This is a genomic window from Streptomyces sp. NPDC020958, assembly GCF_055562175.1.
Map to the genome: position 1 here is coordinate 42,222 of NZ_JBVHFU010000002.1, position 23,106 is coordinate 65,327.

Consider the following 23,106-nt stretch of genomic DNA (forward strand, 5'->3'; position numbering starts at 1 on the left):
TGTCATGCACGCGCCTCCGCGGTAGCCGTCAGTGCTGTCAGTTCCCGGGCCCGGGCCCGTGCCCAGGTCTCCGCTTCGAGGACGTCCGGCACGGTGAGCGAAGTTCCCGTACGAGGGGTGCCGTGCTCCTCCACCACCCGGGTGACGGTCTCCATGATCCCGTTGAAGGGCAGCAGACCGCTCCGGAAGGCCTCGACACATTCCTCGTTGGCCGCATTGAACACCGCCGGCGCGGTGCCCGCGAGCTCCCCGACGTGCCGGGCGAGGTTCACCGACGGGAAGGCCTCGTTGTCCAGCGGGAAGAACTCCCAGGTGGAGGCCTTGCTCCAGTCGAAGGCGGGCGCCGCGTCGGGGACCCGTTCGGGCCAGCCGAGACCGATGGCGATCGGCCCCCGCATGTCGGGGGGCGTCGCCTGCGCGATCGTGGATCCGTCCGTGAACTCGACCATCGAGTGGACATACGACTGCGGGTGCACGACCACCTCAATACGGTCGAAGGGAATGTCGTAGAGGAGGTGCGCCTCGATGACCTCCAGTCCCTTGTTGACCAGGGTCGCGGAGTTGATCGTGATGACCGGACCCATCGCCCAGGTGGGGTGGGCGAGCGCGTCCTCGACGGTGACGTCGGCGAGTTCGGCCTTGGTGCGGCCGCGGAAGGGGCCGCCGGACGCCGTGACGACCAGCTTGCGCACGTCGGCCCGGGTGCCCGCCGCCAGCGACTGGAAGAGCGCCGCGTGCTCGGAGTCCACCGGGATGATCTGGCCGGGCTCGGCGAGCGCCTTGACCAGCGGGCCGCCGACGATCAGCGACTCCTTGTTGGCGAGCGCGAGGGTGTGGCCCGCCTCCAGGGCGGCGAGGGTCGGCGCGAGGCCGATGGATCCGGTGATGCCGTTGAGGACGGTGTGGCACTCCGCGGAATCGGTCGCGGCGACCTGCGTGGCCGCGTCGGGTCCGGCGAGGATCTCGGGAAGCGGTTCGCCGGGGCCGTAGCGCCCGGTCAGCGCCTCGCGCAGGGCCGGTACGACGTCCTCGCGGGCGACCGCCACGGTCCGCACCCGCAGTCGGTGCGCCTGTTCGGCGAGGAGGGCGACGCGGCCGCCGTTCGCGGAGAGGGCCGTGACCCGGAAGCGGTCGGGGTTGCGCAGGACGAGGTCGATGGCCTGGGTGCCGATGGATCCGGTGGAGCCGAGGATCACCACGCCCTTCGGGCCGTCACCCACGAGCGGGTCGTACACGAGATGCGGGTCGGCGAGGGGGGCCGGACTGGCGGGACTGTCGGTCATCCCCCCATTGTGGCCGCACCGGGCGGCCCGGCGGACAGCGCATCCCTCAGGCGGGTGCGTCAACGGTTCCTGGCGTCGTATGACGCGAAATTCCTTTTGTGAGATTCAGGTGAAGATCATGTGATAGCACTGCTGTGTCTTCGGATTCGGATCCAGGGGGGATCTCTCCATGCGTACTGCGCACATACGTGCTGCCCTGCCGGCTCTCGCGGGCGCCGCGCTGCTCACCGGCACCCTGCTCAGCACTCCGGCCCAGGCGGCGGGCGGGGTGACCATCTACCACGTCTGGTTCGACAGCCCCGGCAGCGACGACCGCTCCAACGCCAGCCTCAACGCCGAATGGGTGCAGATCAAGAACACCGGCGGTTCGGCCGTCTCGCTCAAGGGGTGGATCCTGAAGGACGCCTCCGACCACCGCTACGTCTTCAAGGACGTCAGGATCGGCGCCCACAAGACGATGAAGGTGCACACCGGCCGGGGCACGGACACCGCGTCGGACAAGTTCCAGAACCGCCGCGCCTACGTGTGGAACAACACGAGCGACACGGCGACGCTGACCAGGGCGAGTGGCGCCAAGGTCGACTCCTGCTCCTGGACGACGCGGGATCCGAGCGACACGTACTGCTGAACCGCTACTTCAGCGGGCGGCGGACGTTCTCCCGCGCGGACGGCCCGGGGGTCGCGTCGGCGATCCACGGGCCCTCGCCCGACGGGTCGACGATCCCCTGCTCCAGCCACTCGTAGGAACCGCCGAGCACGCCCTTGACCACCTTGCGGTCCAGGTCGTCGGTGTTCGACCACAGGCGGGTGAACAGTTCGTCGACGCGGATGCGGGCCTGCCGGCAGAACGCGTCGGCGAGTTGGTAGGCCTCGCGTCCGTGCTCGCCCTCGCGGCGCAGCCGCTCGGCGCGGACGCAGGCGGCGCTCATCGCGAACAGTTCGGCGCCGATGTCCACGATCCGGCCCAGGAAGCCCTGCTTGGTCTCCATCCGGCCCTGCCAGCGGGACATGGCGTAGAAGGTGGACCGGGCCAGCTTGCGGGCGTGCCGCTCCACGTAGCGCAGGTGCGGCGAGAGGTCGATGCCGTGCTTGAAGTCGCCGTAGGACGTGGGGAGCTGACCCGGCCCCGCGACCAGTTTCGGCAGCCACCTGGCGTAGAAGACGCCCGCGTTCGCTCCTGCCTTCGCCTTGTCCTGGAGGGACTTGTCGGGGTCGATGAGGTCGCCCGCGACCGACAGGTGGGCGTCCACCGCCTCCCGCGCGATCAGCAGGTGCATGATCTCGGTGGAGCCCTCGAAGATGCGGTTGATGCGCAGGTCGCGCAGCATCTGCTCGGCGGGGACGGCCCGTTCGCCGCGCGCCCTGAGGGACTCCGCCGTCTCGAAGCCGCGGCCCCCGCGGATCTGCACCAGCTCGTCCGCCATCAGGCAGCCCATCTCGGAGCCGTAGAGCTTGGCGAGGGCGGCCTCGATGCGGATGTCGTTGCGGTCCTCGTCGGCCATCTGCGAGGACAGGTCGACGACCGCCTCCAGGGCGAAGGTGGTCGCCGCGATGAAGCTGATCTTGGAGCCGACCGCCTCGTGCAGCGCCACCGGCTTGCCCCACTGCTCGCGGACGCCCGACCACTCCCGGGCGATCTTCAGGCACCACTTGCCGGCGCCCACGCACATCGCGGGGAGGGACAGCCGTCCGGTGTTGAGGGTGGTGAGGGCGATCTTGAGGCCGGCGCCCTCGGGGCCGATGCGGTTGGCGGCCGGAACCCGGACCTGGTGGAAGCGGGTGACGCCGTTCTCCAGGCCGCGCAGGCCCATGAAGGCGTTGCGGTTCTCGACGGTGATGCCCTTGGAGTCGGCCTCGACCACGAAGGCCGTGATGCCGCCCTTGCCGTTCTCGGACTTCGGCACCCGGGCCATGACGACGAGCAGGTCGGCGACGACGCCGTTGGTGGTCCAGAGCTTCACGCCGTCGAGGACGTAGTCGTCGCCGTCCCGTACGGCGGTGGTGGCGAGGCGGGCCGGGTCGGAGCCGACGTCCGGCTCGGTGAGCAGGAACGCCGAGATGTCGGTGCGGGCGCAGCGCGGCAGGAACGCGTCCTTCTGCTCCTGGGTACCGAAGATCTTCAGCGGCTGCGGCACGCCGATCGACTGGTGGGCGGAGAGCAGCGCGCCGACCGCCGGGTTCGCGGAGCCGGCCAGGGCGAGGGCCCTGTTGTAGTAGACCTGGGTGAGGCCGAGACCGCCGTACTTGGGGTCGATCTTCATGCCGAGGGCGCCGAGTTCCTTGAGGCCGGCGATCACCTCGTCGGGGATGCGCGCCTCGCGCTCGATGAGCGCCGAGTCGATCCTCGTCTCGCAGAACTCGCGCAGCCGGGCGAGGAACTCCTCGCCGCGGCGCACGTCCTCGTCCGCCGGCAGCGGATGGGGGTGGATGAGGTCGAGCCGGAAGCGCCCGAGGAACAGTTCCTTGGCGAAGCTGGGCTTGCGCCAGTGCTGTTCCCGGGCGGCCTCCGCCACCTGGCGGGCCTCCCGCTCGGAGACGGTGGGTTTCTTGGTGGTGGGGGCGGACATTGAGGCTCACCTCGCCACGAAAGGGGACGTTGAGGACCGTTCGTTACCGACCAGTGCTACTGGATCGTTGGTACCCCAAACGGGCCGCACCCACCAGTCCTCGCGGTCCGATCGGGGCACTCCGTCGGCTCCGGTGTTGCACCGAGGGGCCCTCACGGGGGACGGTTCGGCGAGAACACGGCACCCCCGCGCTATCGAAGCGCTTCGACAGGCTATGGACACCCACCCCCTCTGGGGCTACTGTCGAACCACCCTCACTCGCCCTTGTCAGCAATGCGCACTGTCGAAGCGCTTCACACATGCTTGGAGAGCTGGATGGTCACCCTCGCCGAGGTCGCCCAGCACGCCGGAGTCTCGGCGAGCACGGTGAGCTATGTCCTCAGCGGCAAGCGGTCCATCTCCGCCACCACCCGGCAGCGGGTCGAGCAGAGCATCCGGGAACTGGGCTACCACCCGAACGCCGGTGCCCGCGCCCTGGCCAGCAGCCGGTCGAACATCATCGCGCTGATGATCCCGCTGCGGACGGACATGTACGTGCCGGTGATGATGGAGATCGCGATCGCGGTGGCCACCACCGCCCGCCTGCACGGCTACGACGTCCTGCTGCTCACCGGTGAGGAGGGTCCGGACGCGGTGCGCCGGGTCACCGGCAGCGGACTGGCCGACGGCATGATCCTGATGGACGTCGAACTGGAGGACGAGCGGCTGCCGCTGCTCAGGGGGAGCGACCAGCCCTCCGTGCTCATCGGCCTGCCCGCCTCCACCTCCGGTCTGACCTGCGTCGATCTCGACTTCGGGGCCACCGGGGCGCTCTGCGTGGAGCACCTCGCCAAGCTCGGCCACCGCGACATCGCTGTCATCGGCGAGGCCCCGGCGGTCTACGAACGGCACACCGGCTTCGCCGAGCGGACCCTGGACGGCCTGCGGTCCCGGGCGCGGGAGCTGGGCCTCGGGGTGCTGCACCGGCCGTGCGAGGGCGGCTACGACGCGATGGCCGCCACGCTGGCCCGGGTCTTCGACGAGCGCCCGGGCACCACGGGGTTCGTCGTGCAGAACGAGTCCGCGGTGGAACCCCTGCTCGCCCTGTTGCGCCAGCAGGGCCGGGCGGTGCCCGAGGACGTGTCGGTGGTCGCGATCTGCCCGGAGCAGGTCGCCGTCCAGGCCTCGGTGCGGCTCACCTCGGTCGCCATCCCCGCCCAGGAGATGGGCCGCCATGCCGTGGAGCACCTGGTCGCCAAGCTGGACGGCCGGGGCAGTGACGACGTCGTGCTGATCGCACCCGAGTTGACGGTAAGGGCGAGCACGGGACCGGCGCCGGCCGGTTCCTGAGCCGTTCGCGGCGTTTCGTTTGCAGTGCCCCGCCGCGCCGGGGCACCCCTCTGTCTGCACTCCTCCAGGAGGACTTGACGTGAACCAGCCTGCCGACATGCAGTCCGCGGACCACCCGCCCAAGGTGAGTCTCGCGCAGTCCTCCCCCACCGTCGGCACGTTCCGTGAGCGGGACGGCGGCCTGGAGTGGAGCGGGCGCCAGGAGACGCTGCGGATCGAGCCGTGGGGGCCGGACGCGGTACGGGTGCGCGCCCGGCTCGGCGGCCCGGTCCTCGACGGCCTGCCGGGCGCCCTGCTCGACGAGCGGCCGCCGGCCGCGTCGACCGTCAAGATCACCGAAGGCGAGGGGCGGTTGACGGTCGGGAGCCTGACCGTCGAGGTGTCCGCCGAGGGCCTGGTCCGCTTCCTGCGCACCGACGACCTCTCGGAGGTGCTGGCCGAGGAACGCGCGCACTTCTGGTGGCCCGGTTCCCGCCTCTACACGGCCGTCGGCAACGGCTACCACCGGCTGGAACAGCGGTTCGCCGCCTACGAGGGCGAGAAGCTGTTCGGCCTGGGCCAGCACCAGCACGGGCGCCTCGACCAGAAGGGCCTGGTGCTCGACCTGGTCCAGCGCAACGCCGAGGTCTCGGTCCCGGTCCTGGTCTCCAGCCGCGGCTACACCCTGCTGTGGAACAACCCGGCGATCGGCCGGGTCGAGCTGGCGGGCAACGGCACCCGCTGGGTGGCCGACTCGGCCCGCCAGCTCGACTACTGGATCACGGTGGGTGAACCGGCCGACGGGCAGCGCAACTACAGCGCGGTGACCGGCCGTTCGCCGATGCTGCCGGAGTGGGCGGCGGGTTTCTGGCAGTGCAAGCTGCGCTACCGCACCCAGGACGAGCTCCTCGCCGTGGCCCGCGAGTACAAGCGCCGGGGCCTGCCCGTCTCGGCGATCGTCTGCGACTTCTTCCACTGGACGCATCTGGGTGAGTGGAAGTTCGACCCGAAGGAGTGGCCGGACCCGGCCGCGATGGTCCGGGAACTGGACGAGCTGGGCATCAAGCTGGTGGTGAGCGTCTGGCCGTCGGTGTCGCCGCTGAGCGAGAACCACGCCGTCATGGAGCAGCGCGGCTACTTCATCGGCACCCAGTACGGCCCGATGGCGCACGCGGACTGGCCGGACAAGGAGGTGGCGTCGACCGTCCAGGTGGCCTTCTACGACGCCACCAACCCGGACGCCCGCGCGTTCGTGTGGTCGAAGGTCAAGGAGAACTACCTCGACCCGTACGGCATCACGGCCTTCTGGCTGGACGCCTGCGAGCCGGAGCTGAAGCCCGGCTTCCAGGAGAACCTGCGTTACTGGACCGGTCCGGGCCTGGAGGTCGGCAACAGCTACCCGGCCGAGAACTCCCGCACCTTCTACGAGGGCCTGCGGGCGCAGGGCGAGGAGGTGGTCACCCTCAACCGGTCGGCCTGGGCGGGCAGCCAGCGCTACGGCGCCGCCGTCTGGTCGGGTGACATCGGCACCGACTTCGCGACCCTGCGCCGCCAGATCGCGGCCGGCCTCAACACCGGGCTGTCCGGCATCCCCTGGTGGAACACGGACATCGGCGGCTTCCACGGGGGCGACCCGGACGACCCGGCGTACCGCGAGGTGATGGTCCGCTGGTTCCAGTTCGGCGCGCTGTCCCCGCTGATGCGGCTGCACGGCTTCCGTGACCCGGGCATGCCGCTCGGCCCCGACATGACCGGCGGCCCGAACGAGGTGTGGTCGTACGGCGAGGAGGCCGGCGCGATCCTGGAGAAGTACCTGCGGCTGCGCGAGCGCCTGAAGCCGTACGTGCTCCGGGTCATGCGGGAGGCCCATGAGGAGGGTCTGCCGGTGCTGCGGCCGCTGTTCCTGGAGTTCCCGCGGGACCAGGCCGCCTGGACGGTCGACGACGCGTACCTGTTCGGCCGGGACCTCCTGGTGGCGCCGGTGCTGACCGCGGGCGCCACGGCCCGGACGGCGTACCTGCCGGCGGGCGCCCGCTGGACGGACGCGTGGACGGGTGCCTCGTACGAGGGCGGTACGGCGGTGACGGTGGACGCTCCGCTGGACCGCATCCCGCTGTTCCTGCGGGACGGCGCGCGGCTGCCGGTGGCGGAGGAGGCGTAGTCCGGCCGGAAGACGACGCCGTCTGTTACCGGCCGGTAAATGTCTCAACTCCACGGTGTGGTAGGGCAGTTGGAGGGGGTAGGCAGTATCCCCTCCACTGTCCCCCCACGAAGGGTTCCGTCCCCGTGCCCATGGACCCGCTCCCCCTGACGCTCGCCAACCTGTTCCTCAGGCCCGGCTTCCGCGGCCGCCACGCTCCGGACCGGGCCTTCGACCGGCTGCTCGACGCGGCCGGACCCACCGAGGGCGACGAGCCGTACACCGAGGACTTCCGTCACCTGCTGCGATGTTGGGCGGGCGCCGAGCACCTCACCCCGGTCGGCTGGCTGTCCGCACGCGGACACGTCGGCCGGCACCTCGCCAACCGGGCCCGTGTCCGCCGGCTGATCGCCGCGCATCCCGGGATCGAGCAGGAACCCATCACCGCACCGGTGTTCGTGGTGGGACTGCCCCGCACCGCCACCACGCTCACGCACGGCGTGCTGTCCCTCGCCGCGGACCACCGCTGCCCGCTGCTCTGGGAGCTGCTCGCCCCCGACCTGGAACGCACGCCCGCGGAGCGGGAGCAGGCGATCTCGGCGGCCCGCCGCCTGGTGGACGGGATCAACCTCTTCGCGCCACGTTTCCGGCACATCCACGCCCTGCGCCCCGAGGGCCCGGAGGAGTGCACCTTCGCCCTGCCGCACACGGTGATGCCGCTGTCCCAGGCCGTGATCCCCGCGTACCTGCCCTGGCACGAGGCCCGTGACTTCGAGGCGGACTACCGCTACCTCAAGCAGATCTACCAGGTGCTCCAGTACGGCCGTCCGCGCCGCCGCTGGGTGCTGAAGTCGCCGCTGCACCTGGAGAACCTGGACGCGCTGCGCGCGGTCTTCCCGGACGCCACGATCGTGTGGACGCACCGCGATCCGGTCACCGTCGTGGCCTCGTTCTGCAGCCTGGTCGAGCACGGAATGGCGGTGAACACCCGCCCCGTCGACCCGCACTGGGTCGGCGCCACCTGGCTGCGGCTGCTGGCCCGCTCGGCGTCCCGCGGCCTGGCCGCCCGGGCGGCCGTCCCCCGCGAGTTGCTCGTCGACGTGCCGTACTCCTGGCTGGGCGCCGACCCGGCCGCGGGCGCCCCCAAGCTCTACGCGGCCGTCGGCGCCCGCTGGACCGAGGCCGACGCGGCCCGCCTGCCGGCCGTCACGGCCCGCCCGAAGGGCACCCGGGTGCACGCCTACGACCTGGCCCGCTACGGCCTGACCCGGGCCGACGTCGACGCGGCCTTCGCCGACTACGACGCGCTGCGCGCCGAGGTCGACCGGGCCTGACCGCGAGGAGGCCGGCCCCGCACGGCGCGCGGGGCCGGCCGGTCACTCAACTGCTGCTGACGCTCTCGCTGTTGACGGTGAAGTTCAGGCCACCGGACGAGGACGTGATCTCGAAGCCGAACTGGAAGTCCCCGATGGTGACGTTCCCGAACCAGCCCTTGGTGTCCTTGATCCACTTCAGGATCGGCAGGACGTCGACGGTGCCGGAGCTGGAGTTGGACGTGCGGACGAACGAGAAGACGTCGTTGGAGCCGTTGTTGCCCTTGTAGACGGTCCACGTGTGGCCGCCCAGGGTGACGGTGCCCTGCGAGGTGCCCAGCGGACCGACGGCTCCGGTCTTGTTCATCCAGAGCATGATCTCGTACTTGTGGCTGGTGTCCCAGATGTCGTAGGCGGTCTCGTACGCGCCGGACGACGGGACCGTGACGTTGTAGCCGCTGGAGAGTGAACCGAGCGAGGTGACCGACTTGTTGATCGCCTTGGTGGCGTTCGGGTAGGACTTGATGCCGCCGGTGTTGGGGTGGTCGGCCCAGACACCCCAGTTGGTGCCGGAGTTGGCCCAGATGCACTGGGTGCCGGCGCCGGAGCCCCAGATGTCGTTGTAGAGCGTGTAGCTGTTCAGGGTCGTGCTGGCCCACTGGTCGCAGGAGCTCCAGACGGCGGCCGAGGCGGGGGCGGAGGCCAGGCCGACGGTGGCTCCGAGCGCCAGCGCGGGGGCGGTCACGGCCATCGTGATCCGGCGGCGCAGGGTGTGTGCTGCCATGGTGTCCCTTCCATGGGTGGGGGGAGTTGCGGGGGTGGTCACCACGCCCCCAGGGTGAGGACGTGGTCTTCTCCGGCGACGAGGTCGAGCGGGGTCGCGCCGGAGGAAGTCCGGAGTTCGACGCGGTGGGTCCGGGTGGGGCGGATCACCGCGGTCGCCTCCCGCGGGTTCCAGGTGAGGTCGATCACGGCCCCGAACCTGGTGCGGACGCCGGTCAGCCGGCCGGCCGGGAGGGCCGCCGGGAGCGCGGGCAGCAGGACCAGCCGGTCGGGCGTGGACTGCACGAGTGCCTCGACGAGCACGGCGGGGAGGGTGTGCGCGGCGTCGGCGTTGTAGACGTCGCGGTGCGGGTAGTGGGCGCTCATCAGGGAGGCGTGGAAGAAGTCCCCGTCCAGGACCTGGCCGAGGGCGGCGGCGACCCGTGCGCCGTCGCGGAGCCGGGCGGCGATGAGCGCGTGGTGGAGGTGGCCGTGCGCGGAGTCGTTCTCGGCGCCGCGCAGTTCGAGGGCCCGGTGGGCGGCGGCCGCGAGGTCCGGGGTGTCGTACGGCGTGATCTCGTCCAGCGGCCAGACGCCGTAGAGGTGGCTGAGGTGGCGGTGGTCGTAGCTGTCGTCGAGGCCGGGCCACGCCCACTCGGCGAGCGCCCCGTCGGCGTTGATCCGGTGCGGGGGCAGCCGGTCGGCGAGGGCGCGCCAGCGGTCGGCGTCCGGACCCGGGTGGTAGTCGGCCGCCGTCCGCAGGGCGTGCCGGGCGGCGGACAGGTCCATCGCCGCGTTGATCGCTCCCCAGCTGCCGTTCGCGGGCCGGTTCTCGGGCGAGTAGGAGGGGACGATCACCAGGTGGCCGTCGGCGTCGGTCCGGCTGAGGAAGTCCTCGTAGAACGCGGCGACCTCGGCGAGCGCGTCCGCCGTGCGCGGATCGCGCTCGCCGCGGATCTCGTCGTGGTCGACGAGCGGCTTCAGCAGCCAGTCGGCGCCGGCCGTCCACAGGTGCAGCGGGTACTCCCGGTCGAAGTGGTACGACAGCCCGGACTCGCCGTCGCTGTGGGCGGGCGCGACCACGCCCCGGGCGCCGAACACCGCGCGCGCGTTCTCCCGCCAGTCGCCGAGCTGCCGCTGGACCAGCGCGGCGCACGCCTCGGTGACCTCGGGCAGGGCGGCGGCCGCGGCCGAGGCCGTCTGGAGGTTGACGTTGGCGTCGTTGGTGAAGGCGCCGGACCAGGCGGTGTCCCAGTCCCCGGTCCACAGGCCGGTCAGGCGGGGCGGGTTGAGGCCGGCGGCGGAGAGCAGGTGGTAGCGGCCGGCCGCGAACAGCCGCTCCATGAGCGCGGCACTGTGCGGCCGGTCGAGCAACCCGGTTCCGGGCAGCGCGCGTTCGGCCAGTTCGGCGGCCAGGTCCAGCACGACCCGGCGGTAGGCGGAGCGGTGCAGGGCGAGGTGGCGGGCGAGCAGGGAGTCGTACGGCCGTTCGTCGGCGAGGAGGTCGGCGAGTGCCCGTGCCTCGGCGGTCACGTCGAGTTCGCCGGTGTGGCGGTGGACCCGGGTGAGGAGGAGGACGGAGTCGGCTTCGGTCACGCGGAGGGCGGGCGGGGCCAGTTCGGTGGTGCCGCCGGTGACGGCGACGAGGGTGACGCCGGTGTAGGCGCGGTCGCTGCCCGGGTAGCGGGCGCGGAGGCTGAGCAGGGCGCCCTCGGGGGTGCGCAGGGTGCCGTGGCCGATGCCCAGGTCGTGCGGGGCACCGGGGAGCCGGTGGTCGAGGGCGATGTCGAGGGCGAGACCGGTGGTACCGGTGACCTGCTGCACGATCACGTCGTCCGCGCGGGAGACGAAGACCCTGCTGGTCCAGTCGGCGGTGGTGGCGGTGACCTCGCCGGTGGTGAAGTCGACGGAGCGGCGGTAGCCGTCGGTCCGGCCCTTCGGCCTGCGCAGCCGGACCTGGAAGGCGGGGTGGAAGGGCTGCACCCACTGGAGCGGACGGCCGTCGGTGAAACGCTCGGCGGCGTCCGACTCGCCGGCGAGCAGCCTGTCCTGGACGTCGGCGAGTTCGGCCGCCAGGCGGGGCGGACGGGCGTGTTCGCCGCCGTTCGGGCGGACCAGGGTGTGCTGGGTGACGATGACACGGTCGTCGTACGGGTCGCCGAACACCAGGACGCCGTGCCGGCCGTTGCCGCTCAGGAAGGCGTCTTCCCAGCGGGCGGCCGGGGCGGGCTCCCAGGTGCCGTGGACGGGGCCGGTGGCGGTCACGGCGCGAGCACCGCCACTCCGTAGCGGTCGAGCACGATCTCGTCCGTGACGCTCGTGCCGGTCAGCAGATCTCGGTGTGTTCCCATGACCAGCACCTTTACCCGATCACGCCCGTGATTCAAAAGGAACAGCAGATCGCCCCGGCGGACCGCCTCGACGCCGGTCGGCAGCCCTTCCAGCACCGGGGCGACGCCGGCCCCGGCGGCGATCTCGCGGAGCAGCGCCCGCAACGCCGCCGGCTCCGGCAGCGTGGAGAGGTACCAGGCGCGCCCGTTGCGCAGCACGGCCGGCAGCCCGTCGAGTTCCCCGCCGACGTAGGGCACCGTCTGCGCGACACCGGGCGCGGCCTCGATCTCCTCCGACCACAGCGTTCCCCGGAACCCCCGGCACGCGACGGTCTCCCCCGCGTCCAGCGGCCACCACTCGTGCAGGGTGCGGATGCCGAACAGCTCCCGCAGCCGGCCGTCCATGCCGCCCGGGCGGATCCGGTCGTCCTCGTCCGCGACGCCGGTCAGGAAGCCGCTGACGAGGGTGCCACCGGCGCGGACGTAGGCCAGGAGGTTGTCGACGGCGGCGTCGGTCAGCAGGTAGAGCTGCGGGACGACCACCAGCCGGTAGGCGGACAGGTCGTGTTCCGGGTGGGCGAAGTCGGTGGTGAGGCTGGACTCCCACAGGGCCCGGTGCCAGGCGCCCAGGACGTCGGGGAGGTCGACCTCGGTGGAGAGCCGCCCTTCGTGGGCGCCGGCCCACCAGGAGTGCCAGTCGTGGAGGATCGCGATGCCGGCGTCGATGCGGCCGCCCGCCACCCGGTCGCCGATCACGGCCAGTTCGGAGCCGAGCTGGCTGACCTCCTGGTAGGTGCGGCCCTCCTCCCCCGCGTGGCTGACCATCCCGGAGTGGAACTTCTCGGCGCCCTGCCTCGACTGCCGCCACTGGAAGTAGCAGACGGCGTCCGCGCCGCGGGCCACGGCCTGCAGGGACCACAGGCGGTTGAGGCCGCGCGGCTTGGGGTGGTTCACCCCGCGCCAGTTGACCGGCCCGGCGGCCTGCTCCATGAGCATCCAGGGGCCGCGCGCCTGGGAGCGGGCGAGGTCCTGGACGAGCGCGCCGTGCTGCGGGCCGAGGGGGTCCCGCGGATCGGGGTAGAGGTCGACGGAGACGACGTCCTCCTCGCCGGCCCAGCGCCAGGCGTCCTGGCCGATCCACAGCGGCATGAAGTTGGTGGTCACCGGGATGTGCGGGGTGTGCCGGGCGACGATGTCCCGCTCGGCCGTGAAGCACTCCAGGAGCATGTCGGAGGTGAAGCGGCGGAAGTCCAGCACCTGGGCGGGGTTCTTCATGTAGTGCGTGTGGCGCGCGGGCAGGATGCCGTCCCAGGTGTCGTAGTTCTGGCTCCAGAACGCGGTCCCCCAGGCGGAGTTGAGGGCTTCGAGGGTGCCGTAGCGGTCGCGCAGCCAGCGCCGGAAGGCGGCGGCGGCCTCGTCGCCGTGGTCGACGGTGCAGTACTCGTTGTTGATGTGCCACATGGTGAGGGCGGGGTGGCCGGCGTAGCGGGCGGCGAGGTCCTCGGTGATGGCGGCGGCGTGGCGGCGGTAGGTGGCGCTGGAGTGCGAGAAGTGCTGGCGGCCGCCCCACCACTCGATACGTCCTTCGGCGTCCCGGGGCAGCGTGTCGGGGTGCAGCCGCCCCAGCCACGGTGGCGGGGCGGAGGTCGGAGTGGCCAGGACGACACCGATGCCGTTCTCGTGCATCAGGTCCATCAGCCGGTCCAGCCAGCCGAAGTCGCGCTCCCCCGGACTGGGTTCGAGGCGGGCCCAGGAGAAGACACCCATGGTGACGGAGTTGACGCCGGCCGCCTTCATCAGCCGGACGTCCTCGTGCCAGGTCTCCTCGGGCCACTGCTCGGGGTTGTAGTCGCCGCCGAAGAGGATGCGGCCGCGGGTGGCGTCGGAGAGCCCCGGCATCAGCACGGCTCCCCGTACTGGATGCCGCGTCCGTTGGTGGCCAGGTAGACCCGGCCGTACACGCGCGGGTCGCCGGTGACGGCCTGCCCGGTCCAGCCCCACTGGTGCCGGTCGTCGTTGATCCGGGTCCAGGTGGCCGCCTCGTCGTCGGAGCGGTGGACGGCGATACCGGACCCGGTGGAGCCGACCAGGTAGACCGCCGGGTAGCCGGCGCCGGGCGCCGCCTTGCCGAAGCCGAGGGTGTACGCGGCCGGGCAGCTCGCGACCGCGGCGAAGGTGGCACCACCGTCGGTGGACCGGTACAGGCCGTTCACCTTCCCGCTCAGCCACAGGTCGCCGGTCCGGCCGGGCGCGGCGACCAGCTGGAACTGGCTGTCCCCGGCGGGCAGCCCGGTCGCCCGCGTCGTGAACGTCCGGCCGCTGTCAGTACTGGCTCGCAGCGTTCCGGTGACGGTGTCGTACGCGTAGAAGAGCGTCGGGTCGGCCGGGTCGGCGACGGGCGTGGCGCCCTTCGGGAAGGAGGCGATCTCGGTCCACGTGGCGCCGTTGTCGTCCGACCGGTGGGCGGGGTACGTGGTCCCGTCCCAGTGCACGAAGGACCACAGCAGCACGCTGCCGTCGGCGTTGGTGGCGATCGGCCCCGGTGCGTCGTGGGCGACGGAGGGCTGGGCGGCGAAGGGCGCCCACGTCCGGCCCCCGTCGTGCGAGTACGCGCCGTTGCCGTGGTCGCCCCAGCCGGTGCGGACCACGTACGCCGGATTGCCCGCGGCCTGCGCGAGCCCCGTCGCCGACCCGAACACGGGGTTCGTGGCCGTGCCGCGGGACGGGGACGCGGTGAGCCGGTCGTGGTACAGGACGCCGATGTCCCCCGAGCCGCTCAGCAGGTGCGCCTCTCCGGCCGGGGGCGACACCAGCCGGAGCACCGACGTCTCCTCCAGGCCCCGGACGCGCGGGGCCCAGTGGACGAGGTCACGGGTGCCGTAGAGGGTGGCACCGGTGCCGTAGAGGACGTGCTTCGAGTCGTACGGGTCGACGGCGACGGCCTGGATCCACCAGCCGAACTTGGGCCGGTCGCCGCCGAACGTGAGGAAGGGGGTCTCGGACACGTCGAGGACGGCGGAATCCTTCAGGGACGTCCAGGTGCGGCCGCCGTCGGTGGTCCGGTAGAGGGTGTCGACGGCCGTCCACCGGTTGTTGGTGGAGACGACGACGGTGCCGGGCCTGCGGGCGTCGACGGCGACGCCGCCGTAGCCGAAGGTGTCGCTGCCGCCGGGCCGGACCGGGGTGACCTCGGTCCACTCGTCACGGCTCGTGGCGAGCTTGTGCACGCTGCCGGACGCCTGCCCGTTGGGGCCGGGGGCGTCGGCGTACGTCACGTACAGCTCACGGGCGTGACGGTCGTAGGCGGCGCGCACCGGGATCCTGGCGGCGGTGCCGGTGGGCTGCCCGGGTACGGCTTCCCAGCCGGTTCCGTCGGCGGTGCGGTACAGGGTGACGGCGGTGGCGCCGCCGTCACCGTCACCCCAGCCGGCGTACACCGTACGGCCGACCGCGACGAGCAGGGTGACGCCCTGGCCGGAGGCCGCGGGGGCGGGCGGGAAGCCGGTGACCGCCGACCAGGTGGCGCCCCGGTCGGTCGATCTGAGCAGCCCGTCGTGCCGGGTGCCCAGCCACAGCGTGTCGCTGTCCCGCGGGTCGACCAGGAGGCGCTCGCCCGTGCCCCGGCCGTCCTCGTTGGCGCCGAGCTTGACGGTGAGGTCGGTACGGGTCCAGGTGGCGCCGCGGTCCTCCGAGCGCAGGACGGCGCCGTTGCCCGCCCAGGACTGGGAGTACGTGCCGCACGCGAGGTAGAGCCGGTCCGGATGGGCGGGGTCCACGGCGAGGGCCTCGACCCCGAGGAGGTTCCAGTCGTCCCAGCCGAGGTGGTCGGTGAGCGGCGTCCAGCGGGCGTGGCGGGCGTCCCAGCGGTAGGCGCCGCCGATGTCGGTGCGGGCGTAGGCGAGGCCGGGGACGGTGGGGTGGAAGAGGACACCGGTGATGAAGCCGGTGCCGCCGATGACGACGTTGCGCCAGCGGTACGCCTGCGGCTCGGGCTGGGCCGCGTGGGCGGGGGCGGTGAAGGTGGGGAGAGCGGTGAGGGCGGTCGCTGCTGCCGTACCGGCGAGGAGGGTTCTGCGGCTCAGGGTGGGCATGGGGGACCTTCGGTGACGTGGGTGGGTTGGTGGTCCGGGGTGCGGTCGGGGTACCGGCGTTTCACCTCACCGGCGCGGGCGGGGCGCCGCTGCGCCCACCCGTGCCGCCCCGGGCGGCACGCATGCCCGCAGCTCTGTGAGGCACGGCTGGGAAGCGCGCCTTTGGGGGCGCTGGGGGTACCCCCGGCCGAAGGCTGGGGGAGGAACTGCGCGATCAGCCACGAAGCACCCGCAGTCGCCGACGCTGCCCGCCGCCCCTCCCGGAAGGCGCCGTCGGCTACCCCTTGACCGCCCCGGTGAGCATCCCCTTCTTGAAGTGCTTCTGGACGAACGGCGACAGGACCGCCACCGGCAGCAGCGCCATCACCATCACCGCCATCTGCACCGACAGGTACGACAGCTGGCCCGTCTTGATCGCCTGCCCCAGCCCCACCGGGGCCTGCTGCTTCTGGACCAGCTGGATCATGACGTTCTGCAGCGGCATCATGTCCTGGTCGTTGAGGTAGAGGGACGCGTTGAACCAGGCGCTCCAGTACCCCACCGCGTAGAACAGGGTGATCACGGCCAGCACCGCCCGGGACAGCGGCATGACGATCTGCCACAGGATCCGGAAGTCCCCGGCGCCGTCGATGCGGGCGCTGTCGATGAGTTCCTGCGAGATCCCCATGAAGAACCCGCGCAGGACGAGGATGTTGAAGACGCTCACCGCGCTCGGAAGGATCAGGGCGAGGTAGGTGTCGGTCAGGCCCAGGGACTGGACCAGGAGGTACGTCGGGATCAGGCCCGCGCTGAAGAACATGGTCGCGAGCAGCAGCATCAGGAACCAGCGGTGCCCGAGGGAGCCGATGCGCGAGAGGCCGTAGGCGCACAGCACCGACACGGTCATCGAGAACAGCGTGCCGACGACGGTGATCAGGACGCTGATGACCGCGGCCCGGGTGACCTGGCCGCCGCTCAGCAGCTCCCGGTAGGCGACGAAGGTGATGCTCCTGGGCACCATCACCAGTCCGCCGGCCTCGTCGATCGTCTTCCGCGAGGAGAGGCTGGTGACCACGATGATCCACAGCGGGAAGAGGACACCGAGGCAGGCGAGGGTGAGGACGAGGCCCTTGCCCGCCACACCGGCCTTGCTGGGCTCCTCCTCCCAGACCGGCCGGGGCGGCGCGGCCCACCGGGAGGGTTCCCGCACGGGCGGCTTGTCGATGACGGCGGTCACTTCTTGTACACCCCCTGCTCGCCCATGAGATGGGCCACCTTGTTCGCGACGAGGACGAGGCCGAGGCTGACCACGCCCTTGATGAGGCCGGCGGCGGCCGCGTAGCCGAAGTCCTGGTTGCGGACGCCGTTCCACCAGACGAAGGTGTCGAGGACCTCCGCGGCTCCCGGTCCGACCGCGTCCCGCTGCAGCAGGATCTGTTCGAAGCCGACGGTCAGCGCGTCACCGACGCGCAGCACCAGCAGCAGCGCGATCACCGGGCGCAGCGCGGGGAGCGTGACGTGCCAGATGCGGCGCCAGCGGCCCGCGCCGTCCATCGCGGCGGCCTCGTACAGGTCGGGGCTGACCGAGGCCAGCGCGGCGAGGAAGACGATGATCCCCCAGCCGGCGTCCTTCCAGACGCTCTCCGCCGTGACCAGGAACTTGAAGGTCGACGGGTCGGTCATGATCGTGAGGCCGTCGTACCCGTGTTGCCGCAGCAGCTGCGAGAGCACGCCCGCGCCGCCGAAGATCTGCTGGAAGACGGAGATGACCAGCACCCAGGAGAAGAAGTGCGGGAGGTAGAGGATCGCCTGGGAGAGCGCCCGGAGCCGGGGCCGGACCACGCTGTTGATGAGCAGCGCGAGGGCGATCGGGACCGGGAAGAACAGCACGAGTTGCAGGAAGAACAGCACCAGGGTGTTCTTCACCGCGTTCCAGAACGCCGAGTCCGCGAAGATCTGCTGGAAGTTCTCCACGCCCACCCAGGCGCTGTGCAGCATGGAGACGATGCCGTTGTCGCTGACGTACGGGTCGTAGTCCTGGAAGGCGACGATGTTGCCGAGGATCGGCAGGTAGTTGAAGACCAGGAGGAGCAGGACCGCCGGCAGCGTCATCAGGATCAGCGTCCGGTCGCGTCTGAATCTGAGGCGCAGGCTCAGTTTCCCGGCCTTCTCCTTCCCGCCGCCTGCGGTGGTGCCGTCGGACGCCACCGCGGTCCTCCCCGCCCTGTCGTCTGCCTCGGCTCTGCTGCGAGGCACCGTGCTGTGGGACACGGCCGTTCTCCTTGCCTCGGTGCCCGGTCAGCTCGCCGTGGAGCCGCTGTCGTCGAGCAGCTTCTGGTACCAGTCGCGCAGCTTGTCGCCGCCCTTGCTCCGCCAGTCGGAGACGGCCTGCTGCATGTCGCTGATCTTCTTGCGGCCGCGGGTGATGTCGTCTTCCAGTTGCTCGAAGTCGTTGCCGAGGTTCGTGTAGCGGGACGGCTCGGTGATCATCTGGCCGTAGAAGCTGGACTTCTTGGTGAAGGCGCCCATCCGCTGCTGCCACTCGACCTGGGCCTTGGCGACCTCGGGGAAGTCGGGGTGGGCGATGGTGGCGGCGGGGCTGGCGACCATGACGTAGGCGTTGAGGACCTCGTTGTTGCCCTGGGTGGTCTTGGTGGGCACGCCGTTCTTCACGGTGTAGTCGGTGCCCTCGGGGCCGTAGTTGGTGAGCATGTACTCCTTGGTGCCGTACGGCGCGGCGGTGACGTTGGCGACGGCCAGCACGTCGCGGATCACGGACTCCGAGGCGTTCTTGTTGATGAAGGCGAAGATGCCGGCGGGCTGTTCGGCCCACAGCTGCGGGTCGCCGCCGTCGTGACCGAAGATGTCCATGCCCCAGATCTTGAACCCGGGGTTCTGGGTGGCCTGTTCCGCGGTGCGGCCCCACCACTGGCTGATGTCGTTGGGGTAGATCAGGAACTCGCCGGCCGCGAACTTCGGGCCCGGGTCGGGGGCGTTCTTGCCCAGCATCGCGTCGGGGTGCACGACCCCGGCGGCGAAGAGCTTGCGGGCCCACTCCAGCGCTTCGAGGTATTCCTGGGTCTCGATGCGGTTGACCAGCTTGCCGTCGACGAGGTTCCAGCCGAGCGGTTTCTCGCTGCCGGAGAGCACACCGAAGGACTGGAAGGCGGTCCACTTCATGTCCAGGCACGCCCAGCGCTTGGCCTTGGCGTCGGTGATCTCCTTGGCGAGGGAGAGGAACTCGTCCGCCGACCGCGGGACGGCGTACCCCGTCTTGTCGAAGATGTCCTTGCGGTAGAGGGGCACGATCCGGGTGACGTACGGCGCGGGCTGCGGCAGGCCGCGCAGTTTGCCGCCGAAGATGCAGCGCCGCCAGGCGTCGGTCGGGATGGCGGCCAGGTTCGGGTAGTCCTTGACTTTGTCGCCCGACAGGTACGGGCCGAGATCGGCGAACTTGCTGATGATGGCGGAGGGGATCTTGCCGCCCATGTTCCAGCCCGGGACCACCACGACGTCCGGTACGTCGCTGGAGGCGAGGACCGCGCCCAGCTTCTGGTCGTAGGTGTTGCCGTCCTGGTTCTGCCACTGGACGTCGACGCCGATCAGGTCGTTCATCGCCTGGTAGTAGGCGTTGTCCTGCTTCGGCGGGGAGCCCCAGAACGGGGACATGACGGTGACCTTGCCGCCCTTGCCGAGCTTCTTCGGGACGGAGGTCTTCAGGGTCGCCAGGTCGAGTTTGGCGGTGAAACCGATCGCGGAGCCGTTCTTCGCCGGGATGTCCGGGGTCACCACGTTGTTGGCGACGTAGGACGGCAGCAGCTTCTTCGCGTCCTTGCCCGAGGAGGAGCCCCCTCCCGACCCGCTGTCCGACGCCCCGCACGCCGCGAGCAACGGCATCCCGCCCGCCACCGCTGCGGTGGCGACGGCCGTGGAGGCGAGGAAACTTCTCCGGCTCGGCCCGGAGGGGGCGGAAGCGGCGTTCGGCGTCATTGCGTCAACCCTTCATGGCGCACCAGGACACCCGGCGGTGGCCGTCGGCTGCGGTGTCTCGAGTGGAACTGGCTGAGCAGAAGCGGTGCTCCGACCGCTGTCGCCCGGCTCCGGTCAGGGGATCGCTGGGCGGAAATCGCTAGTCGAAGCGCTTCGATGTTGCTGCGAGGTTAAGTGAACACCGGGGGGTGCACAAGGGTCGCTTCCAAGATTCCTCCGCACCGCCGAGAGTGACCACTTTGCATGCGCTGCTTGAAATCGCGGTGTGCATCCCTTGACACCCGCCCCAGCGTCGAATGAGCATCGAAGCGCTTCGAAAGCGTCTCGCCGCTCCAGCGCAAGGGGAACGCCACGTGACCGCACCAACGCCGCCTACGCCGCCTTTCCGCGATCCGCACCTGCCGTTCGCGAAGCGCATCGACGACCTGCTGGCACGCCTCACCCTGGACGAGAAGGTCTCCTTCCTGCACCAGTTCACGCCTGCCGTCGAGCGCCTCGGCATCGCCGCCTTCCGCACCGGCCAGGAGGCCCTGCACGGCGTGGCCTGGATGGGCCCGGCCACGGTCTTCCCGCAGGCGGTGGGGCTCGGCGCGACCTGGAACACCGAGCTCGTCCGCCGGGTCGGCGAGGCGGTGTCCAAGGAGGTCCGGGCGATGCGGGCACGCGACGACCGCGTGGGCCTCAACGTCTGGGCGCCGACGGTGAACCTGCTGCGCCACCCGCTGTGGGGCCGCAACGAGGAGGGCTACTCGGAGGACCCGAAGCTGACCTCCGCCCTCGCCACCGCCTACACCCGCGGGCTGCGCGGCGACCACCCGGTGTACTGGCGCACCGCCCCCGTCCTGAAGCACTGGCTGGCCCACAACAACGAGACGGACCGGGCCACCTCGTCCTCCTCGGTGCGCCCGCGCGTGCTGCACGAGTACGACCTGCGCGCCTTCGAGGAGACCGTCCGGGCGGGCGCGGTGGCCGGGGTGATGCCCGCGTACAACCTGGTCAACGGCCGTCCCAACCACGTCTCCCCGTACCTGCGCGAGCACCTGCGCACCTGGACCGACGAGGAGCTGCTGGTCTGCTCGGACGCCGGCGCGCCCTCCAACCTGGTCGACCACGAGCACTACTTCGACACCCACGAGGAGGCCACGGCGGCCGCCCTGCTCGCGGGCGTCGACAGCTTCACCGACCACGGCACGGACGCCTCGGGGATCATCGCACGCGTCAACGGGGCGCTGTCCGAAGGCCTGTTGACGGAGGCCGACATCGACACGGCGGTGCGCCGCCAGCTCTCGGTCCGCTTCCGGCTCGGCGAGTTCGACCCGGACCACGACCCGCACCTGCCCACCGCCGGGTCCCCGGAGTTCGACACCGCGGCGCACCGGGACCTCGCCCGGGAGGCGGCGGAGCAGGCGGTCGTCCTCCTCAAGAACGACGGTGACCTGCTGCCGCTCGCGCCCGACACCCGGCTCGCCGTGGTCGGCCTGCTCGCCGACGAGTGCAAGCTGGACTGGTACAGCGGCACCCTGCTGCACCGGGCCACCCCGCTGGAGGGCCTGTACGAACGGTTCGGCGCGGGGCGCGTGGAGTTCGCGGAGGGCGTGGACCGGGTCCGGCTGAGGCTCGCCGACGGCACCTTCCTGCACGTCCCGCCCGCTCCCGAGGCCGCCGACGAGGTGCGCGGCGCGGCGGGCGCCCTGGACCCGGCGCTGCTCGCGGGCCGGACGGACCTCCCGCCGCTCGGCACCGACGCCACCGGAACCGAGTTCGCCCTCCTCGACTGGGGCGAGGGGGTGCTGACGCTGCGCGCCCCGGACGGCCGCTACCTCTCGGTCGCCGACGACGGCTTCGTGCGCGCCGCCGCGGACCAGCCCGGCGGCTGGGTCGTGCAGGAGACGTTCCGCCTGGAACCCCACGACGACGGTCACCTCCTCCGGCATCTCGGCACGGGCCGCCACGTCTGTGTCGCCGCGGACGGGGTCCGGGTTGCCGCCGAGAACGCGGCGGTCTTCGACATGATCGTCGTGGAGCGCGGCGCGGACACCGTCGCCAGGGTGGCCGCCGCGGCCGACGCGGTCCTGGTGGTCGCGGGCAACGACCCGCACATCAACGGCCGGGAGACCGAGGACCGTACGACCCTGGCGCTGCCCCCGCAGCAGGAACGCCTGCTGCGCGCGGCCCGCGCCGCGAACCCGAACACCGTCCTGGCACTGACGTCGGCCTACCCCTACGCCGTGGACCCGGCCGGCCTGCCGGCCGTGCTCTGGACGGCCCACGGCGGCCAGGCAGCCGGCACCGCCCTCGCCCGCGTGCTGGCCGGTGACGTCTCGCCCGCGGGCCGCCTCCCGCAGACCTGGTACGCCTCCGACGCCGACCTGCCCGGCCTCCTCGACTACGACATCCTGGGCTCGCGCCAGACGTACCTCTACTTCGAGGGCACCCCGCTCTTCCCGTTCGGCCACGGCCTGTCCTACGCGTCCTTCTCCTACGCGGACCTGACGGCCGAGGTGCGCGACGGGGCGCTCCGCGTCTCGTGCACCGTCACCAACACGGGCGACATGACGGCGGACGAGGTGCCCCAGCTCTACGCCCGCGCCGTCGAACCCTCCGTGCCCCGCCCGCGCCGCGAACTCCTCGACCACCGCAGGATCACCCTGTCCCCGGGCGAGCGCGCCGGCCTGCTCTTCGAGGTCCCGCTCACCGCCCTCGCCTTCTGGGACGTGCGGAGCGGTGCCCGCCGCCTGGAGCAGGGTCCGTACGACGTGCTGGTGGGCGCGTCCAGCGAGGACATCCGGCTGCGTACGACCCTGGTCCTGGACGGCGAGCGGGCGGTGCCGCGTCCCGTCGCCGAACGCGGCCTGGACGCGGCCGACTTCGACGAGCAGTCGGGCACCGCGCTCGTGGACCGGTCGAAGTCGGCGGGCGACGCGGTCACCCCCGAGGGCGACGGACCCGGTGAACTCCTCTACCGGGATTGCGACTTCAGCACCGGAGTGACGACGGTCCGGGCGCTGGTCTCGGGCGCGGGCACGCTGGAGCTGACCCTGGACGGCGGCGGGCGGACGGCCGTACTCACCCTCGGCGAGCCCACCGCGGACGTGTACACCTACACCACGCTCACCGCGGACCTCGCCGCCGAGGGCGTCCACGACCTGCGCATCGAACTGCACGGCCCGCTGCGGCTCGCGCACCTGGACTTCTCCGGCTGAGGGTCCGTGGCGCCAAGCCACTGTTCGTCTTCGCAGACGGCCGGCCCGAGGACGACGGACAGGAACGCTCGTGGTGAAGCGGGGCTGTCGGGCGCTGCTCTTGAAAGGGGGTGGCTGCGCGTCAGTCGTGGTGCGTCGAG

General features: G+C 71.6%; 14 protein-coding genes. 5 read left to right on the forward strand and 9 right to left on the reverse strand.

The window, feature by feature from the left end; genetic code table 11:
- Positions 1 to 2: 2 nt before the first annotated feature.
- Positions 3 to 1,283 (reverse strand): 1-deoxy-D-xylulose-5-phosphate reductoisomerase, encoded by a 1,281-nt coding sequence (gene dxr, locus ACZ3KP_RS06100; protein WP_467496843.1) that lies wholly within the window; start codon positions 1,281 to 1,283, stop codon positions 3 to 5.
- 169 nt (positions 1,284 to 1,452) lie between these two features.
- Between dxr and ACZ3KP_RS06105 the strand changes: the two genes are divergently transcribed.
- Positions 1,453 to 1,911 (forward strand): lamin tail domain-containing protein, encoded by a 459-nt coding sequence (locus ACZ3KP_RS06105; RefSeq protein WP_360561764.1) that lies wholly within the window; start codon positions 1,453 to 1,455, stop codon positions 1,909 to 1,911.
- Between the two features lie 4 nt (positions 1,912 to 1,915).
- On the opposite strand, the gene ACZ3KP_RS06110 is transcribed toward ACZ3KP_RS06105, so the two are convergent.
- Positions 1,916 to 3,850 (reverse strand): acyl-CoA dehydrogenase family protein, encoded by a 1,935-nt coding sequence (locus ACZ3KP_RS06110; RefSeq protein ID WP_467496846.1) that lies wholly within the window; start codon positions 3,848 to 3,850, stop codon positions 1,916 to 1,918.
- Positions 3,851 to 4,165: 315 nt separating this feature from the next.
- Between ACZ3KP_RS06110 and ACZ3KP_RS06115 the strand changes: the two genes are divergently transcribed.
- The 3 genes from ACZ3KP_RS06115 (at position 4,166) to ACZ3KP_RS06125 (ending at position 8,632) form a co-directional block, all read left to right on the forward strand.
- Positions 4,166 to 5,179, forward strand: a complete 1,014-nt coding sequence (locus ACZ3KP_RS06115) for a LacI family DNA-binding transcriptional regulator (RefSeq protein WP_467496847.1) — start codon at positions 4,166 to 4,168, stop codon at positions 5,177 to 5,179.
- A gap of 79 nt (positions 5,180 to 5,258) precedes the next feature.
- Complete coding sequence (locus ACZ3KP_RS06120) at positions 5,259 to 7,319, forward strand: glycoside hydrolase family 31 protein (RefSeq protein ID WP_467496849.1); 2,061 nt, start codon at positions 5,259 to 5,261, stop codon at positions 7,317 to 7,319.
- A 131-nt stretch (positions 7,320 to 7,450) separates the two neighbouring features.
- Positions 7,451 to 8,632, forward strand: a complete 1,182-nt coding sequence (locus ACZ3KP_RS06125) for a sulfotransferase family protein (protein WP_467496851.1) — start codon at positions 7,451 to 7,453, stop codon at positions 8,630 to 8,632.
- Between the two features lie 46 nt (positions 8,633 to 8,678).
- Here the strand turns inward: ACZ3KP_RS06125 and ACZ3KP_RS06130 are convergent, their stop codons facing one another.
- The 7 genes from ACZ3KP_RS06130 to ACZ3KP_RS06160 all read right to left on the reverse strand — a co-directional run bounded on the left by ACZ3KP_RS06130 (position 8,679) and on the right by ACZ3KP_RS06160 (position 19,763).
- Entirely contained in the window at positions 8,679 to 9,395 is a 717-nt protein-coding gene (locus ACZ3KP_RS06130; RefSeq protein WP_467496853.1) for a glycoside hydrolase family 12 protein, read from the reverse strand.
- A gap of 38 nt (positions 9,396 to 9,433) precedes the next feature.
- On the reverse strand, positions 9,434 to 11,638 hold the full coding sequence (locus tag ACZ3KP_RS06135; RefSeq protein WP_467496855.1) for a glycosyl hydrolase family 95 catalytic domain-containing protein: 2,205 nt from the start codon (positions 11,636 to 11,638) through the stop codon (positions 9,434 to 9,436).
- Positions 11,635 to 13,602, reverse strand: coding sequence for a beta-galactosidase (locus ACZ3KP_RS06140; protein ID WP_467496857.1), 1,968 nt, complete (start codon positions 13,600 to 13,602; stop codon positions 11,635 to 11,637). Before ACZ3KP_RS06140 ends, ACZ3KP_RS06135 begins: the two co-directional genes overlap by 4 nt.
- A complete protein-coding gene (locus ACZ3KP_RS06145; protein ID WP_467496859.1) occupies positions 13,602 to 15,794 on the reverse strand; it encodes a 1,4-beta-glucanase in 2,193 nt (730 codons plus the stop codon). The genes ACZ3KP_RS06140 and ACZ3KP_RS06145 overlap by 1 nt, the downstream gene beginning before the upstream one ends.
- A gap of 277 nt (positions 15,795 to 16,071) precedes the next feature.
- Positions 16,072 to 17,010: a carbohydrate ABC transporter permease gene (locus tag ACZ3KP_RS06150; protein WP_132889874.1), complete on the reverse strand. Its 939-nt coding sequence runs from the start codon at positions 17,008 to 17,010 to the stop codon at positions 16,072 to 16,074.
- Positions 17,007 to 18,044 carry an ABC transporter permease gene (locus ACZ3KP_RS06155; protein WP_467496861.1) on the reverse strand — a complete coding sequence of 346 codons (1,038 nt, stop codon included), beginning with the start codon at positions 18,042 to 18,044 and terminating at the stop codon, positions 17,007 to 17,009. The genes ACZ3KP_RS06150 and ACZ3KP_RS06155 overlap by 4 nt, the downstream gene beginning before the upstream one ends.
- A 27-nt stretch (positions 18,045 to 18,071) precedes the next feature.
- The gene (locus tag ACZ3KP_RS06160; protein WP_467496863.1) at positions 18,072 to 19,763 is read right to left on the reverse strand and encodes an extracellular solute-binding protein; all 1,692 of its coding nucleotides are present in this window, start codon (positions 19,761 to 19,763) and stop codon (positions 18,072 to 18,074) included.
- 353 nt (positions 19,764 to 20,116) lie between these two features.
- Here ACZ3KP_RS06160 and ACZ3KP_RS06165 point away from each other — a divergent pair, with 353 nt between their 5' ends.
- Positions 20,117 to 22,966, forward strand: coding sequence for a glycoside hydrolase family 3 C-terminal domain-containing protein (locus tag ACZ3KP_RS06165; RefSeq protein ID WP_467496865.1), 2,850 nt, complete (start codon positions 20,117 to 20,119; stop codon positions 22,964 to 22,966).
- Positions 22,967 to 23,106 lie beyond the last annotated feature (140 nt).